The sequence below is a fragment of the Alkalihalobacillus bogoriensis ATCC BAA-922 genome, from assembly GCF_000621445.1.
Lineage (GTDB): Bacteria > Bacillota > Bacilli > Bacillales > Bacillaceae_F > Bacillus_AO > Bacillus_AO bogoriense.
Genome location: NZ_JHYI01000012.1, coordinates 176,976 through 192,662, shown reverse-complemented (window position 1 = coordinate 192,662; position 15,687 = coordinate 176,976). Strand labels below are relative to the sequence as shown.

The window sequence follows — 15,687 nt, the reverse complement described above, 5'->3', positions numbered from 1 at the left end:
CTTTGTCCCGTATGATTTTTGGCTTTTCGATTCGTCGTTCCTCTAACCAACATGTTTTTTCCACAACAAGGAGAGGGGATTTTCTCTGCACCCCTAACTAAAAACTCCAGTAAGTATGTTTTCAATCAGCTGATATTCTGATACAATAATCATATACTTTTTTGTGGGACATCTCCTGTATAACTGTTGGCGCAGTTACACGTTTTGGGAGATGTCTTTTTCCTTTCTCCAGAATGATAAATGTCGAAATATTCCGAACTACATAAGGACATTATATTCGACTAATTCTGGACAGGCAATACCGGCAACATTCGGTAATTTTAGAGTGTCAAAAACAGTAATAGGAGTAGGTAGATATGGATATCGGTTTTTTTGAAGGTTTTAAAATGGGGTTAGACTTAATTAGGTCAATGTTAACAGCTGACCCTATGTTGACACTAGGGATAATAGTGTTTTTTGGCAGTTTCCTAATATTTGCAATGGTAGTTAATATTCTGAGGGAACAAAAGTTGAGAAAGTCAGGGATTTTAGAAGTTGATAAAATGTCAGGGAGGAAGTTTGAAGAGTATCTCCAGGTTTTATTAAAAGCTAAAGGTTATTATGTACAATTAACGTCAGCAAGTGGAGACTATGGGGCAGACCTTATTTTATCAACAACGGGTAAGAAAGTTATCGTCCAAGCAAAGAGATATAAGAAGAATGTTGGAGTAAAAGCGGTACAAGAAATAGCTTCAGCTAGAAGCCATTATAAAGCGGATGAATGTTGGGTAATTACGAATAGCTTTTTTACTGAGCAAGCTCAAAGATTAGCAAGTTCAAATCACGTTAGGTTGATAGATAGAAATCAATTAATGAACTGGATGCTAAAGGAAAACAAAGGTGCATAGAGGGGTCAAGCTGTATTAATGGGGTGAATCCAATGGGGAGCAAGAAACTTACCATTCAGGAAATGCAATTACTAGCGTTTTCACGTGGGGGAAAGTGTTTATCAAAAAAATATGTGAACAGCCGAACCAAACTAGAATGGGAATGTTCAGAAGGTCATAGATGGGAAACTACTCCAGCTAAAGTTAGGTACGGTCAGTGGTGTCCTAGTTGTGTAGGTAATAAAAAGAAAACAATTGATGGTATGCAAAAACTTGCGGAGTCTCATGGGGGTAAGTGTTTATCCGAAAAATATCAAAGTAATCATAAACCATTACTCTGGAAATGCCATAAGCGGCATGTATTTGAAACATCTTATGTAGGAGTTCAATCGGCAATTGCTAAAGGCGGATTTTGCACAAAATGTGGGGTCTTAAGAAGGGCAGCAAAAAGGAAGTCAACGATTGAAGAAATGAGAGAATGTATTTAGTGTTTTGAATAGGAAGGAAATCTGGATTTTGATTTTTTATCTTTTTCGCATCAAGGGGAGACTTTGTTTACCAAAGATATTATGTCACGGATACGATAACCGGAAAAATGACTGAAAACAGGGGTGAACTTCCTCAATACACAATAAGGGATCCTCATCCAGCAATTGTGAGTCGAGAGGATTGGGATGCCGCTCAATTGATTATGAACAATCGGAGTGACAATAGAAAAGGAAGTAAAAAAAGGCGACACGATCGCAAAGAATTTTTTAACATATTTCATTGTTCCGAATGTGGAGCACCAGTTATTCACGTAAGGAGTTCAAAAGGCGGGGTTCATTACTGGCGATGTAGAACTGCCGAGAAAAAGTATCTCGAAGAAACGTGTGAAGTCCGGGGATTTAGGGAAATATCAATTGAACATACTTTCATGGCACTCTTGCAGGAAATGAAAAAGGATGATGGTTTCAAAACAGAGGTGAAGCAAGCATTTGAAAAACTAATCCCTAATGAAACTGAACAAAAGAAAATAAAACAAGTTGAAGAAGAAATGCAGCAACTCCATCAAAAACTTTACCAAGCAGTAGAAGATGGAGAAGTAAATGGGGGCGACCCCGCCCAAATAAAGGGTATAACAGACCAAATCGTCGCCTTACAAAATCAGTTATATGACTTTGAAGATCAAGCACAGCAAAGTAATCAGGTGCAAAAGGATATGGATTGGTTTTTCGAAGAGTTGGAAGAGCTCCAAGACTTTAATCCAGACAAGCAAAGAATAGAATTTCGACCGGATATTTTCAGTAAGATCGTCGAGAAAGGAACCATTCATCCTGATGGAAGGATTGTCTACGACTTCAAGTTTGGCATGCAGCTGACGGCTACCGGGAACGAAACGATGGCATGGCGGTTGAAGAAGAAAGGGAAGCCTCGTAAAAAGAAGAAAAAGTAAATAGGTGTAATTAAGCAACCCACCGAGTTAGCGTACGTAGTTTACGGTATTGCTGCTTGGTGGGTTTTCTTCATAATATAAACACCTTTTATTAATAAATTTTATGGTAAATTTTTAAAAATGTCGTAATAAAAAAGAGGTTTGGTATATAATGAATAGTAATAGGTATTTAAGGGAGGGGATAAAATGCAAATACATGTTGTTTATCTATATGAGAGGATAACTAATTTTCATGAAGATTTCGCTAACTATAGTGAAGGTCTTTTCACATTTGAATCCCTTCCTGTGGTAGGAATATTTTCCAATACATTTGTGGATTTACCTAGTAGAAAGTCAATTGTAAAGAGTTTAAAATTAAGACCATTTGAGATAATTCAAAATCATTTTGATTTATTTATAAAAAAGGCTAAACAGCTAAAAGTTACTATCCAAAAAATTGAATTCACCAGTGAAATTGAATTTGATTTAGAAGAGGAGATAGCAGAGGCTATAGAAGAAGAGGCCTATGACGTTTTATTTAAGTTAATAAAAGAAGTAAGGGAAGACCACGTTGATATTTTTTCTATATCGTTTATATATGAAGGGAAAAGTTATAGAATGACAAAACATGCAGTAGCTGAGGTTTTAGGTGAAACAACTGAAATTCCAGATATTATTGCGAAGTCTCCACTTTCGCTAATAGCAGGTTTAAAAAAATTTCCTTCCTCGGAATATTTATAAGGAGGGAATTTTTTTGTTGAAAAATGTTTTCTTCATGCAAACTATTCAATTTATTGCTCTTTACTTTGTTTTTAGGCTATGGAGTGACTCAACTTGGTATCAGGATAAAGAAAAGGAAATATTATTTGTTGTTGTAACGTATATACTGTACTTGATGCTAGGATGGTTTACCTGGATTTTGCGACCAATTAAAATAGAAGTAAAACAAACCAATAATTTGGGAAATGGAATAGACCAGACTTTAATGGTTCAAGTAGATGGAGAATCAAAGACTGACCAAAGCCTAAAAACTGTTAAACTAGAATTAATAGTTAGTAGGAAGGTAAGTATTTGGTGGTGGCTATTAATGTGGAGAGTTAAAAGGGCTGATGTACGTCTAGCGGTAGATCCTGTTCCTAAGGGTATGTTATTACAAGCCCATGATCGACATCAAATTGAAGAAGTAGCAAATACTGAGAATGGTTTTTCCATTGACCTTTCAAATATAATCAGTCAACTAAGTAATCAGGTAGGAAAATTATCAATTGAAAAGACTTATCTTTATTCAGTGACAGAACATGAGGATATAACAATCCCTTCTAATTTGTCCTCTGTAGTACAACCTGTTCTTACAGTTAATGCAAAACCAATGAAATTATTACACTTACTAATAGATTTTAGTACAAGTAAGCATGAAATAAAATTTTTCAAAAAGTAAAAGGTGTGATTTTTGTGGGTAAAAGTAGAAGAAGAGATAAAGAGTGGAGATTGTCTGTTTGGGAATTGGATAAGGATTTAACCCTTGAAGACATTGTTAAAAATTTACAGTTGAAATATAACTTGCCGATAGATTACTTGAAAGAAAGAAAAGATCTACACGACTTAGAGAAAACACTACAGAATGGGTGGCACCCTGGGAACGGTGAAGATACTTTTAAAATAAAAGAAGTAACTATAGCTAATAACAAAATAAAATATATCCATGCAATAGGGTATTATGAAAAAGCTGAAAGCAAGAATAGGGCGATAATAGAAAATAGTGGATCTAAGGACATTATTGTTCCTAGGCATTTAAGAGTCTTCAATCGTTCTTGTGAGGCAGTGTTTTTTGAGTTAAGTGGGAAAGTTTATACAGTTGTCGAAGTCTCCCAAAGTGAAGCAGGGAGAGTTCGGTCAGTTCTTTTTGGACAAGGAAGGCAAGAAAACAAAAAAGAAGAGTGGAAGAAAGTAAATTATAAAGACGTAAAGCAATTTAAATTTGATAGTAAGTTCTTCTACTGGCTACTTTCAAAAATAGGTAATGAATTTAAATATGATGATAAAAAAGATTATAAGTTGAAGCTATTTGATGTTTCAGCAGTGGCACATTCTACAGTCCAGGAAGAGTATGACAGTACTAGTATTGGGACAAATATCTTAGGGTCTTTACCTGCTTTATCAGGATTGGGTAGTAATCAAAGTGTATATGAAGCTGGATTTACATTTAAACTACCGAACTTATCTTTAACCTTGAAAATTTCGGAAAACTCCGAGTGCTTTATTAACTTGGACAAGTCTAGAACGGAAAATGGAAAAGGTGAATCAGTAACAGTAAATCATGATAGTGAGTATGTTCGTGTTGTACTAACAATTTATTCTGTTTTACTGATAACTCTTAAGAAGACATATAATAGTGAAGTCTCAAGTAAGTCATGGACCATAAACGAAGAGGAATCTCAAAGGAAAAAATGGGGATTGGTTGTTATAAATGAATTGAGCGAAGAAAACAACATAACTCTTGAAGATATCAAAGATCTATTCAAGAAAAAAGAAGAATCGCAAAAGAAATTAAGTAAACTAGTTACGAAGTAAGTGATAATTTTATTTGGAAGAAACTTAACTGAAATGTCTCATCACTTTAACCGGTGATGGGGCTTTTTTGTTTGCCTTATTTTATAAATATATCTACCACGCATAGTGTTCAATATTGCAAAAACATCATTATATAAAGATAAAAAAGACGAATCAGATACAATATCTAGTGTATCAAAATAGATATAATTCAATATATAGATTTTTTATCTATCTCGACTCTTGGGGTCTTTTTATTAGAGGAACAATGACTTCTCTATTCGGCATGGAAATATAATTCAAAAGTCTTCCTATAACATTAAACAGTATTGACTCTCGATTTTACCACTTTTTTGTTCTATATGTTATAATTAAGTGTTGATTTTTTATAAAGCACTGGAAAAATGGTTAGCATTAAAAATACATATGTAAAATCAAATTATACAATTAGGAAATCATCATTAATCAAGTATGATAGGAGAAGGTGTACTACATGAAAATTACAATTGCAGGAACAGGCTATGTCGGTTTATCAAACGCAATATTACTTGCTCAACACAACGAAGTAATCGCTCTTGATATCATCCAAGAAAAAGTCGATATGATTAACAATAAAAAGTCTCCGATTATCGACCATGAAATCGAAGAATATCTTGCAACAAAAGAATTAAATTTAACGGCAACTACAGATAACGATGTCGCGTTAAAAGATGCGGATTACGTTATTATCTCAACACCGACGAACTATGATCCAGAGAAAAATTATTTTAATACAAATACAGTTGAAACGGTTATAAAAAATGTTCTTTCGATTAATCCCGCTGCTGTTATGGTCATAAAGTCGACGGTTCCAGTTGGGTATACAGCAGAAGTAAGGGAAAAATTCAATACGGAAAATATCATTTTCTCTCCAGAGTTTTTACGAGAAGGAAAAGCGTTATATGATAACTTATACCCATCTCGTATTATTGTTGGGGAACAGTCAGAGCGTGCTGAAGTATTTGCGGATCTTTTAGCTCAAGGTGCGATTAAGGAAGATGTGCCGATTTTATTCACGAATTCTACAGAAGCCGAAGCGATTAAGCTATTTGCGAATACGTACTTAGCGATGAGAGTCGCATTCTTTAATGAGCTTGATTCTTATGCGGAAGTAAGAGGCTTAGACTCAAAACAAATTATTGACGGTGTTGGTCTTGATCCTCGTATTGGTGGTCATTACAATAACCCTTCGTTTGGTTATGGTGGATACTGCTTACCAAAAGATACAAAACAATTATTAGCGAACTATAGTGATGTGCCAAACAACATTATGGCGGCCATTGTAGATGCAAACCGCACGAGAAAAGATCATGTGGCGGATATGATTTTACAACGTAATCCAAAGGTCGTTGGTATTTATCGCTTAACAATGAAAACAGACTCGGATAACTTTAGACAATCTGCGATTCAAGGCGTCATGAAACGAATCAAAGCAAAAGGTGTCGAAGTTGTCGTCTACGAGCCAGCTTTACAAGACGACGAGTTTTATAACTCTAAAGTAATTAATGACTTTGAAGAGTTTACTAAAATTAGTGATGTTATTGTGGCAAATCGCCTAGAGGAAGAACTGAAAGAAGTGCAAGAAAAAGTCTATACTCGTGATTTGTTTAGTCGAGATTAATTCGATTTGTTGTTAATGGATAAGGATGTAAAACATTGATGAAACAAAACAAATTATTTCCATGGCTAGGTGTCATCCTCTGGATGGCACTCATTTTTTACCTGTCCCACCAACCAGCAACAGAGTCAGCTGAACTAAGCACAGGTATCATGGAAATCATGAAGCAAGCTGTTGCATTGGTAATTCCACAACTTCCTTTTGATGAAAGTGTTCTTCATTTCCTCATTCGAAAAGGGGCTCACTTTTTTGCTTATATGATCCTTGGGATACTCGTTTTTCATGCATTAACAAAAAGCAATACTACTGGAGTTAAGCGGATTTGGTTAACTCTTGTCATTTGTGTTATTTATGCAATAACAGATGAAGTTCATCAGTTGTTTGTTCCAGGCAGAAGTGGAGAATTCACAGATGTTCTCATTGATAGTGCTGGTGCGTTAGTTGGAGTTGGTGTATGTCAGTTAGTAAGGAAGATGATCCGATTTAAGAATGCCCGCTAAGTATTGGCTTGGCGGGCTTATTTACTATGGATAGAAAGTTGATAAACTAGGTGTTAAGTCCTATTTATTTGTGATAGTATTGTAGGTGTACTAAATATAAATGAATAAGGTGATCACATTGACTAACGAAAAGCAAAAAGAGCCTGGGAAAGTATTTGAAACGATCATCCATAGTGTTATTAAAATTCCTGGTGTGAAAGTAGATCGAAAAGAGTTCCTATATAGTACGCTTGCAAAATATGCTGAAAGCACTGACCAACTCCAAAAAGCGGTAGAAACAACACCAATTGAAGCCGGTTTTCCTCTTCATGTATTAGATAAGGTTGCTAAACGAATTAATGTAACGAGAACAAGCCAATCTTCAGCAGCATCATTTGTAAGCGGCATCCCAGGGGTCGCCGCGATGAAGGTAACCGTTCCCGCGGATACGTTGCAGTTTTTTGGAATGAGCTTACGTCTGGCACAAGAGCAAGCTTATTTGTATGGGTTCCAAGATTTATGGGAAGGTGAAGCCGCTAATGATAGTAAAATCATTGGTGAACTTACGATATTTTTAGGCGTAATGTACGGTGTCGGTGGTTCAGCAGCCACATTACGAGTGATTGCTGCCAATATGTCCAAGCAACTCCTGAAAAAAATACCACAAAAGGCACTAACAAAAACCGTGTATTATCCAATCATTAAGAAAGTGGCAGCTTATATTGGATTTAAAGTGACAAAGACAACATATGCTAAAGGAGTATCAAAAGCCGTACCTTTACTTGGTGGGGTCGTATCTGGTGGGTTAACATTTACAATGATGAGAACAATGGGTGAAAGATTAAGAAAAACATTATCTGACTCCTCATCACCTGAGTATAATGAACAACAATATGAAAAAGATATGAAAGAAATTTACGATGAAACGATTGTTGTTGATGGTGAATACAGTGAGATTGATGAAGTAGAACTAGAAGAGGAAATGTATGTAAGTAAAGAGCAGCCGAATTCTAGCCATATCGACCAGTTATATAAATTAAAAGAATTGTTAGATGCGGGATTAATTACTAGAGAAGAGTTTGATAATCAAAAGGAAATAATTCTTTCTTAATTGTCATACACTATGTCTCTGATTTGTATTGGGGCATAGTGGTTTACTTTTTGGATTTATTTATCTGAATTTTCAATAAAAAGTGTTGCTGTATTTTATCGTTCGATATCTTATTTTTTTGAGGAGCACATACATATGAATAAAAAAGTCGTCATCATTATAATTACCTGTCTCATCGTTTTACCACCATTATTATTGTTAGCACCGTATTTGTTCATCGTCGCTTTACTTGTTGGAATGGTCATATTCAAGTTGAAATTTCCACAAATAAAAGGGGCGGTTGGTGAAGCATATGTGAATCGAATCTTAAGCCAACTCGGGACAAACTACACGATTTATCATGACTTGTATATTCCAAACGATAAAGGTGGAACAACACAAATAGACCATGTCGTGACATCACCATTTGGAATCTTTGTCATTGAAACAAAGCATTATGAAGGTTGGATTTTCGGAAAAGAAAACCAAAAATATTGGACACAAGTCATCTATAAGCGTAAAGAAAAGCTGTTTAATCCAATCTGGCAAAATAGAGCTCATGTCGAAGCGTTAAAAACATATTTGGATAAAGAAGATAAGGGTTATTTTCATTCGATTATTGTGTTTTCAACGAATTCCACGTTTAAATTTGATATGTCTTTTACATCAGCAGTCGTCATCCAGTTTCCTCAATTACTCAGTGAAATCAAACAAAGAAATGCCCAAAGTATTTCTGGTTTAGAATTGCGGGCTATTGATAAGGCATTAGAACAAGTCGTGATTACGGATAAACAAGAAAAACGACAAGTGAAACGTAAGCATGTTGAAGTGATAAAGAATAATCGAGCTAACGAACGAAAGCAAGAGGTCCATGATAATATTTGTCCGAAATGTGGAGGACAACTGTCGGTGAGAAGTGGAGAGTTTGGTTCGTTTTTAGGGTGTAGTAATTATCCGAAGTGTCGGTATACGAATAAGGTGTCATAGAAAATGAAGGAGAACTTTTGCAAACATGGCAAAGGAACTCCTCAAGGACCTAGTTGACATGATATTCCTAAAAAATATTACGGATTACACCAATCACAATAAGTTGAAGAAGCTCGTAATACCCCATCCTCACGCATTTTTACTTCTTTCATCTCACAACGAGGACACCCGTACACGATGTGTGAAATTTGTTTTGTTTTTAGTCCGCATAGTTCACACGGTAATCCACGAATAACGTCAATCTTTCCCCACCCTGGGCACGAGCAACTAGGGCATAATTGTGCTAATCGAGACGCCAATTTTCTTGCAAGATTATTGATGACCTTCATCCGTGTTGGGTTCATATGAGCTCGCATATCCGTTTCAACATGTGCGAGCCCATCTTCAGAAGCCGAGGTACATTTTTGAATGGCTTCTTTTACCTCTTCTTCAGTTGTTAACCCTTTAAAAATATGATTTCGGTCAAAACCTGTATTTGACCTCACAATTAATGCATGGGAAGGGAACTTTACCTTTTCCATAAAGGAGGTAAGCTCTTGCCATGCATGAACTTTGGTTGCGTTAAAATTAGTATCAGTGCTTACTTCTTGCTCTACTATTTCAATTCCTAAGTCGTCATCCATCCATAATAGCATTTCATGACCTGCTGCAATCATAGGAAAATGTGGATGAGGGCCGAAGCTTCCTTCGCTCGCAATTCCTAAAGGAAGTCCAAGTTCCTTCATCCCCAACCTCGCTTTATTACGTAGGGTTTCAATTGGCGTATCTTCTCGTTCTACCTCACCAGAAAAAGTCCCTAGCAAATCTGTATTCAAGTTTTTCGGTACTGTAATGGAAACATGTAATAATTCAAAAAATGGTTCGGCTATCGCCTGTTCCTTGCTATGCATAGTAGATAAGGCTGCTTTTTTGTTCATATATGGGTGCATGTATTTCTGGTTATCTCCTTTCATAAAACTAAATGGATTGCACAAATAAGAACCATGTCTCTTTACTCATGATTAAACTTTTTGCTGCGGAGGATTTCGACATCCTCCACATAGGTTATGCCTGAATAATTTTGAAAGTATTTCGCATTTACTTGTTCCATAATGGTTTCAGCTATATTTATTGATTTTACAATAACTTCAATTTTCACATTTGCAAAATCTTCAATGACCAAGGCACGATCTGAGGTTGAGCGAACATTACGACTGCCTTTTCCCCCTGCTGCGACAATCGTATAGCCTGTGCCTCCGCATTCCTCAATAATGTGGCATACGCCTTTTAAAATTAATTTCTCTGTGATAATGACTACTTTTTTTGCTTTATGAAGAGTCATAGTAATAAATCTCCTTTATTATAAATTAAAGACCACTGTCGCCAGCGCGATAAAGAGCGGGATGCAAATAGCGATAGCAACAGGAGTTCCTACACTAGTGGAGGAACCAATATAAGCCGATGGATTGGCTGACGGAACAGCTGCTCTCAACGTTGGCGGGCCAGAGATGTCAGAGCTTGAAGCTGCCATGACAGATAGCAGGATGACACCGCCTGGGCTAAAGCCAACTGTGATATGCGCAATATAGCCCAAACCGAAAGCCAATAAACCATGCATAATAGGAGCGACAATTGCGTAGACCGCATACAAGGCTGCTACTCTTCGTAGCTCATTAATGCGAGCATAAGCTTCCATTCCCATGACTAATAACAAGATAGACAAAAATCCACGGAAGAGCGGTTCATAGAAACTTTCTAATACACTTTCTGAATGAGTGAATAAACCAAGGGCAAGTCCAAGAAGAAGGGCAGACAAAGCAGAGCCACGTAAACTTTCTTTCACAATTCCCCAAACATCCACTTTACTGTCTTTGCCTTCATTTTGTTTTTTTAGATGAATGTTGGCGAGAACAATCGCTAAAATAAGAGCAGGAATGTCCATAAACGGATAAAGTGCCGGAACCCAAGCTTCATAAAGAATGCCTCCTTCATCCATTATGACCATAGCCGCTGCTAGTGTCGAGGCGCTCACTGCACCGAAGATTCCGGCTGTGGCAATCCCGTCTTCTCGTTTAATACCGGGCATGAGAGAAAAAATAAAACTTCCTGCGAGGACAATCACTATACCAATAACAACAGTTGAAACAGCAGGTAGGAGCATGGCGTTCAGATCGGCCCCACGAATTTCTATACCGCCCCTAAGTCCAATTTTCATTAAAAGCATAAATACAATAAACTGGTAAATTGCATTTGGTATTTTTAAATTACTGCCAAGGGCAGCAATGACCATGCCGCCTATTAGAAACCCAAGTGTCGGGGATTGAAACTGCACGAGAATACCCTTCAAGAAATCAAATAAAAACTCCATCTCTCCACTCCTCTTTGTTGATAATTGTATATTAGGTAGTGCTAATTATTTTTCCCGTTGTTTAACTGTACTAATCAAATAGACTACGAATCATAATGAAAATCAACTGTAAACAAGCGATAAGAAACGGTTTATATCGTTTGTTTCATTTCATAAAAAAAACCGACAACTTCAAAATACAATGAAGATATAAACTCATTGTATTTTGGGAATTGTCGGTTTTACTTAAACTAACTTGGACAAAGTTGTTTTAAGAACTACCTTTGTTTTAGCCGATAAATTTCTTTTTAATTTATATCAAACTTCAATAAAAGTCAACAAGAAATCGGAGTGTATGAAGTTGTTCTTAGAGAGAAAAGCAGAAATATTAAGCAAAAGTGAAATTTTTACACGATGAATATATCAGAAAATTCTAACCTTTAGTTGAAAGTCATGTCCTGACTGTATTTCAAAAAAATGTATTGTGATTTAACAATAAATTAACAATGGTCAACTTCATAATTTATTTACAAATTCAAAAACCAAGCTTTATAGTAGCTTGATATTTTTCTTGTACCCTTATAAGGGAGGAAAGAACTGCTTTGTGGAGGTGAAAGATGAGTAAAATCGACCTACATATGCATAGTCCACGTTCAAATAGAAGAGTGTACACCAGTCGAGCTTATGCAATCGTAGAGGAGAGGAAACATTGAAATTTCTTGTTACGAATAATGAGGGGATTTTTGCTCCAGGTGTCGCCGCGGTAGTTGAGGTTCTTCAACATTTTGGTCAAACCTATGTTGTTTGTCCAGATCAAGAAAGAAGTGCAATCAGTCATGCCATTACATTACGAGAGCCTTTAAAGGTGACGTCCGTGACATTGTTTGGAGCCAATGTTCAAGCATGGGCTGTTAACGGAACGCCGGCAGATTGCGTCAAACTCGGAATTGAAGTGCTTGTAAAAGAAAAGCCGGACATTGTTATTTCAGGGATGAACATAGGTCCTACTCTAGGCCGTGATGTTTTTTATTCTGGAACGATGGCGGCTGCGGCTGAAGCAGCGTTGTATCAAATTCCAGCTATAGCCGTTTCTATTGACCGTTTAAGTCTAAAGGACATTTCATTTAAAGAACCAAAAAGATTGTTCTATGACGTAGTTGAGCCATTGCTTACGAACCAGATTCCACCTGGCCTTTTTGTCAATATTAATCTTCCTTATGTAACGAAAGAGGATTGTGCAGGAATTGCAGTCACACCACTTGATTTGACAGTAAGTCGATATCAATATGTCGGTCTGAATGACCCGTATGGACAAGTCTATTATTGGGTGAAAGATAGCTTGCGAGAGCTTTCACAGTTTCATGAGGAAGGTGATTTTGCAAAGTTAAAAGAGGGCCATGTAACGGTCACACCACTTGAAGGAAAAGTAAGTCAGAAAAAGCATATCCGCAAGTTTGAAAGATTTTTAAAAAATATACTCGTACATAATTAGGGAGGAACCATGTTATGAAAAAAATAATGTTTGCGATCGTTTTGTCCATGTTTATGTTAGCAGCTTGTGGAAGTGATGAGGCGTCAAAAGATGTGGAAGAAGTCGCTCCGGCACAAACCGACGTTGAAACGGAAACTGTAGACAATGACGAAGAAGGAGTTTCTGTTTCAGGAAAACTTAGCTTTTATACGTCTCAGCCTGAAGGGGATGCAGCCGAATTAGTAAAGGCGTTTAATGAAGTTCATCCTGATGTTGAAGTGGACGTATTCCGTTCGGGAACAGAGGAAGTCATTAGTAAACTATTAGCGGAAAAGCAAGCGGGGGATATTCAAGCGGATGTGTTATTAGTCGCTGATGCGGTGACATTTGAAACGTTGAAAGAGCAAGGGATGCTCTTACCTTACGAATCTGCTGAGCATGCTTCTATCCCAAGTGATTTTGTTGATGAAGAAAAAATGTATACAGGCACAAAGGTTATGGCGACCATTCTTGCAATTAATACGAACGATGTAACAGAAGCGCCTAGTTCTTGGAGTGTTCTAACAGAAGATGTAGCCAAAGGAAAGTCAATTATGCCAAGTCCGCTTTATTCAGGGGCAGCCGCTTATAATGTCGGTGTTCTCACACGCCAAGCAGATTTTGGTTGGGATTTTTATGAGAAATTACGTGGAAATGATGCAAGCGTCGTGCAAGGAAATGGGGCTGTATTACAAGCAGTAGCAGGTGGAGAGCAATCATATGGTGTCGTTGTTGATTTTATCGTAGCGCGAGCAAAAGCAGAAGGGTCACCAATCGATTTAATATATCCTGAAGAAGGAGTGCCTGTCATTACAGAGCCAATCGGGATTATGAGCAATACCGCCAATGAGCCAGCAGCACAAGCTTTCGTTGATTTTGTATTATCGGAGAAAGGTCAACAGTTAGCAGCAAGTCTTGGCTACACACCGATTCGTGAAGGGATTGCAGCTCCAGAAGGGCTAAAAGGAATCGATGAAATGAAGGTCATTTCCCATGACGTGAAAGAGCTTCTAGAAACACGTGAAGAGGATAAGCAAAAATTTGTTGAGATTTTCGGAGAATAAGAGAGGGGGAGAGTAAATATGGCTGAGCCAATCACAGAAAGAGTTCCGTTACGGTCATCTTTCTCTCTCACGACAAAAAAAGGGAAACGAGTCGTGTTAGTCGTTTCCCTTCTTGTCATTGCATGGTTATTTTTATGGCCGATCCTCCGTCTGCTTTCGTTAAGCTTTTCGGTGGAAGACGGACATTTACTCACGAATTATACGACTGTTTTACAAGAAGCCCGTACATGGAAAGTACTATCAAATACAGCGATTATCGTTGCCGGTTCAACTGTTATCGCAGTGGGCTTAGGGGTTTTGTTAGCTTGGTTTGTCGCGTATAGTGATATTCGTGCGAAAAAATGGCTTCAAGTATTTGTGTTGTTACCTTTTATTATTCCGTCCTATATTATTACATTATCATGGACACAATTTTTAAGTAACAACGGTATTGTTTCGAGAACATTGGCCTTGTTACCATGGTCGGTCGAGCCTTTTAATATATACAGTCATGCCGGCATGATCCTGATTCTCGGATTATCTCATTATCCGCTCGTTTTCTTATTGACGATGAGTGTACTAAGGCGGATTCCGAGGGAACTAGAGTGGGCGGTTCGTTCTTCTGGTGGCAGTGCTTGGACAACGTTTGTAAAAGTGACGCTCCCCCTTTCCTTACCAGGGATTGCGAGTGGTGGGCTTTTAGCTTTTTTAGCGAATTTAGATAACTTTGGCATTCCGGCTTTTCTCGGGATTCCCGCAAATATTACAGTGTTAAGTACAGCGATTTACCAAGAGGTAGTTGGATTTGGTCCAAGTGCATTTGCAAGAGCGGCTACCTTCTCTGTTTTGTTAGGAATTATTGCCTTGCTCGGAACATTATTTCAGTGGCTTTTGTTGCGAAGGTCTAAAGAAGGAGAAAACAGTGAAATTGATAATAAACCTAGATTTTCGTTAGGAAGGTTTCGTCTTCCTTTTGAAATTGGGTTGTGGAGCTTTTTACTTATCATTAGTATCGTTCCGATGTTTTCGATGGTCGCGACTTCACTTATTAAAGCGTACGGACTTCCGTTTGCGCTTGAAAACCTGACATTCAACCATTATCAGTTTGTCATGTTTGAACATGATAAAGTAAAAGGGGCTGTCATGAACAGCGTAAAGCTAGCAATCGGTACAAGTATCATTTGTATCGTAGCGGGAACAGCAATTGCATATTATCGCCTCCGCAAACAAACGGTGGCTGGGAAGGTTATCGAGTTAATGGTAAGTCTTCCTTACGCGCTCCCAGGTATGGTGCTTGCGCTTGCGATGATATTAGCGTGGATGCAGCCGATTCCTGGTTGGAACCCCGGTATTTACGGGAGCATTTGGATTTTGTTTATTGCGTATGTAACAAGATTTATGATTTTACAAGTTCGCGGCAGTCTCACCGCGATGTCGCAAATTGGCCCAGCGATGGAGGAGGCTGCCCATGTGTCAGGGGCTGGCTTTCTAGGGAAGTGGCGCTTTATTATGTTGCCACTTTTATTACCTGGCTTATTAAGTGGCGCCTTTCTTGTCATGCTTACTACATTAACCGAGCTCACCGTATCGGCTCTTCTTTGGTCAAGTGGTTCTGAGACGATCGGCTTAATGATTTTTAACTTCCAACAAGCCGGTTATACAACGTATTCAACGGCGTTTTCAAGTCTTGTTGTGTTAACGATGCTTCTCTTAACCGTTATTCTTTTTGGGTTACAAAAGGTGTATCAAAGAAAGGTGGTCTAAG

General features: G+C 37.7%; 16 protein-coding genes. 13 read left to right on the top strand and 3 right to left on the bottom strand.

Features of this window, described 5'->3' with window-relative positions; all coding sequences use genetic code 11:
* Positions 1–356 precede the first annotated feature (356 nt).
* The 10 genes from T323_RS0105780 (at position 357) to T323_RS0105735 (ending at position 9,043) form a co-directional block, all read left to right on the top strand.
* Positions 357–887, top strand: a complete 531-nt coding sequence (locus T323_RS0105780) for a restriction endonuclease (protein WP_245613690.1) — start codon at positions 357–359, stop codon at positions 885–887.
* Positions 888–919: 32 nt separating this feature from the next.
* A complete protein-coding gene (locus T323_RS0105775) occupies positions 920–1,354 on the top strand; it encodes a hypothetical protein (RefSeq protein ID WP_026672423.1) in 435 nt (144 codons plus the stop codon).
* A gap of 38 nt (positions 1,355–1,392) precedes the next feature.
* Complete coding sequence (locus tag T323_RS0105770) at positions 1,393–2,301, top strand: recombinase zinc beta ribbon domain-containing protein (protein ID WP_026672422.1); 909 nt, start codon at positions 1,393–1,395, stop codon at positions 2,299–2,301.
* Positions 2,302–2,487: 186 nt separating this feature from the next.
* Positions 2,488–3,021 carry a hypothetical protein gene (locus T323_RS0105765; RefSeq protein WP_026672421.1) on the top strand — a complete coding sequence of 178 codons (534 nt, stop codon included), beginning with the start codon at positions 2,488–2,490 and terminating at the stop codon, positions 3,019–3,021.
* Between the two features lie 13 nt (positions 3,022–3,034).
* Positions 3,035–3,718, top strand: coding sequence for a hypothetical protein (locus tag T323_RS0105760; protein ID WP_026672420.1), 684 nt, complete (start codon positions 3,035–3,037; stop codon positions 3,716–3,718).
* Positions 3,719–3,732: 14 nt separating this feature from the next.
* Positions 3,733–4,851, top strand: a complete 1,119-nt coding sequence (locus T323_RS0105755; protein WP_026672419.1) for a hypothetical protein — start codon at positions 3,733–3,735, stop codon at positions 4,849–4,851.
* Between the two features lie 472 nt (positions 4,852–5,323).
* Complete coding sequence (locus T323_RS0105750; RefSeq protein WP_026672418.1) at positions 5,324–6,490, top strand: nucleotide sugar dehydrogenase; 1,167 nt, start codon at positions 5,324–5,326, stop codon at positions 6,488–6,490.
* 38 nt (positions 6,491–6,528) lie between these two features.
* On the top strand, positions 6,529–6,987 hold the full coding sequence (locus T323_RS0105745; protein ID WP_026672417.1) for a VanZ family protein: 459 nt from the start codon (positions 6,529–6,531) through the stop codon (positions 6,985–6,987).
* A 100-nt stretch (positions 6,988–7,087) separates the two neighbouring features.
* Positions 7,088–8,077, top strand: coding sequence for an SHOCT domain-containing protein (locus T323_RS0105740; RefSeq protein ID WP_084309127.1), 990 nt, complete (start codon positions 7,088–7,090; stop codon positions 8,075–8,077).
* 135 nt (positions 8,078–8,212) lie between these two features.
* Positions 8,213–9,043: an NERD domain-containing protein gene (locus tag T323_RS0105735; protein WP_035177827.1), complete on the top strand. Its 831-nt coding sequence runs from the start codon at positions 8,213–8,215 to the stop codon at positions 9,041–9,043.
* A gap of 77 nt (positions 9,044–9,120) precedes the next feature.
* Here the strand turns inward: T323_RS0105735 and T323_RS0105730 are convergent, their stop codons facing one another.
* The 3 genes from T323_RS0105730 to T323_RS0105720 all read right to left on the bottom strand — a co-directional run bounded on the left by T323_RS0105730 (position 9,121) and on the right by T323_RS0105720 (position 11,390).
* Complete coding sequence (locus T323_RS0105730) at positions 9,121–9,972, bottom strand: DUF6671 family protein (protein ID WP_026672414.1); 852 nt, start codon at positions 9,970–9,972, stop codon at positions 9,121–9,123.
* 62 nt (positions 9,973–10,034) lie between these two features.
* A complete protein-coding gene (locus tag T323_RS0105725) occupies positions 10,035–10,364 on the bottom strand; it encodes a P-II family nitrogen regulator (RefSeq protein WP_026672413.1) in 330 nt (109 codons plus the stop codon).
* Positions 10,365–10,382: 18 nt separating this feature from the next.
* Positions 10,383–11,390 carry a sodium-dependent bicarbonate transport family permease gene (locus T323_RS0105720; RefSeq protein ID WP_026672412.1) on the bottom strand — a complete coding sequence of 336 codons (1,008 nt, stop codon included), beginning with the start codon at positions 11,388–11,390 and terminating at the stop codon, positions 10,383–10,385.
* A gap of 688 nt (positions 11,391–12,078) precedes the next feature.
* Between T323_RS0105720 and surE the strand changes: the two genes are divergently transcribed.
* The 3 genes from surE to T323_RS0105700 are packed head-to-tail and all read left to right on the top strand — an operon-like array spanning position 12,079 to position 15,686.
* The gene (gene surE / locus T323_RS0105710) at positions 12,079–12,861 is read left to right on the top strand and encodes a 5'/3'-nucleotidase SurE (RefSeq protein WP_026672411.1); all 783 of its coding nucleotides are present in this window, start codon (positions 12,079–12,081) and stop codon (positions 12,859–12,861) included.
* A 14-nt stretch (positions 12,862–12,875) separates the two neighbouring features.
* Positions 12,876–13,943 carry an ABC transporter substrate-binding protein gene (locus T323_RS0105705; protein WP_026672410.1) on the top strand — a complete coding sequence of 356 codons (1,068 nt, stop codon included), beginning with the start codon at positions 12,876–12,878 and terminating at the stop codon, positions 13,941–13,943.
* An 18-nt stretch (positions 13,944–13,961) separates the two neighbouring features.
* Complete coding sequence (locus tag T323_RS0105700) at positions 13,962–15,686, top strand: ABC transporter permease (protein WP_026672409.1); 1,725 nt, start codon at positions 13,962–13,964, stop codon at positions 15,684–15,686.
* Position 15,687: the final 1 nt, after the last annotated feature.

Bases quoted from the DNA above. Each gene is read 5' to 3' on its own strand.
- T323_RS0105750 (WP_026672418.1), top strand. From the start codon at position 5,324: ATGAAAATTACAATTGCAGGAACAGGCTATGTCGGTTTATCAAACGCA.
- T323_RS0105720 (WP_026672412.1), bottom strand. From the start codon at position 11,390: ATGGAGTTTTTATTTGATTTCTTGAAGGGTATTCTCGTGCAGTTTCAA.
- T323_RS0105765 (WP_026672421.1), top strand. From the start codon at position 2,488: ATGCAAATACATGTTGTTTATCTATATGAGAGGATAACTAATTTTCAT.
- T323_RS0105780 (WP_245613690.1), top strand. From the start codon at position 357: ATGGATATCGGTTTTTTTGAAGGTTTTAAAATGGGGTTAGACTTAATT.
- T323_RS0105705 (WP_026672410.1), top strand. From the start codon at position 12,876: ATGAAAAAAATAATGTTTGCGATCGTTTTGTCCATGTTTATGTTAGCA.
- T323_RS0105745 (WP_026672417.1), top strand. From the start codon at position 6,529: ATGAAACAAAACAAATTATTTCCATGGCTAGGTGTCATCCTCTGGATG.
- T323_RS0105735 (WP_035177827.1), top strand. From the start codon at position 8,213: ATGAATAAAAAAGTCGTCATCATTATAATTACCTGTCTCATCGTTTTA.
- T323_RS0105700 (WP_026672409.1), top strand. From the start codon at position 13,962: ATGGCTGAGCCAATCACAGAAAGAGTTCCGTTACGGTCATCTTTCTCT.
- T323_RS0105725 (WP_026672413.1), bottom strand. From the start codon at position 10,364: ATGACTCTTCATAAAGCAAAAAAAGTAGTCATTATCACAGAGAAATTA.
- T323_RS0105775 (WP_026672423.1), top strand. From the start codon at position 920: ATGGGGAGCAAGAAACTTACCATTCAGGAAATGCAATTACTAGCGTTT.
- T323_RS0105730 (WP_026672414.1), bottom strand. From the start codon at position 9,972: ATGCACCCATATATGAACAAAAAAGCAGCCTTATCTACTATGCATAGC.
- T323_RS0105740 (WP_084309127.1), top strand. From the start codon at position 7,088: ATGAATAAGGTGATCACATTGACTAACGAAAAGCAAAAAGAGCCTGGG.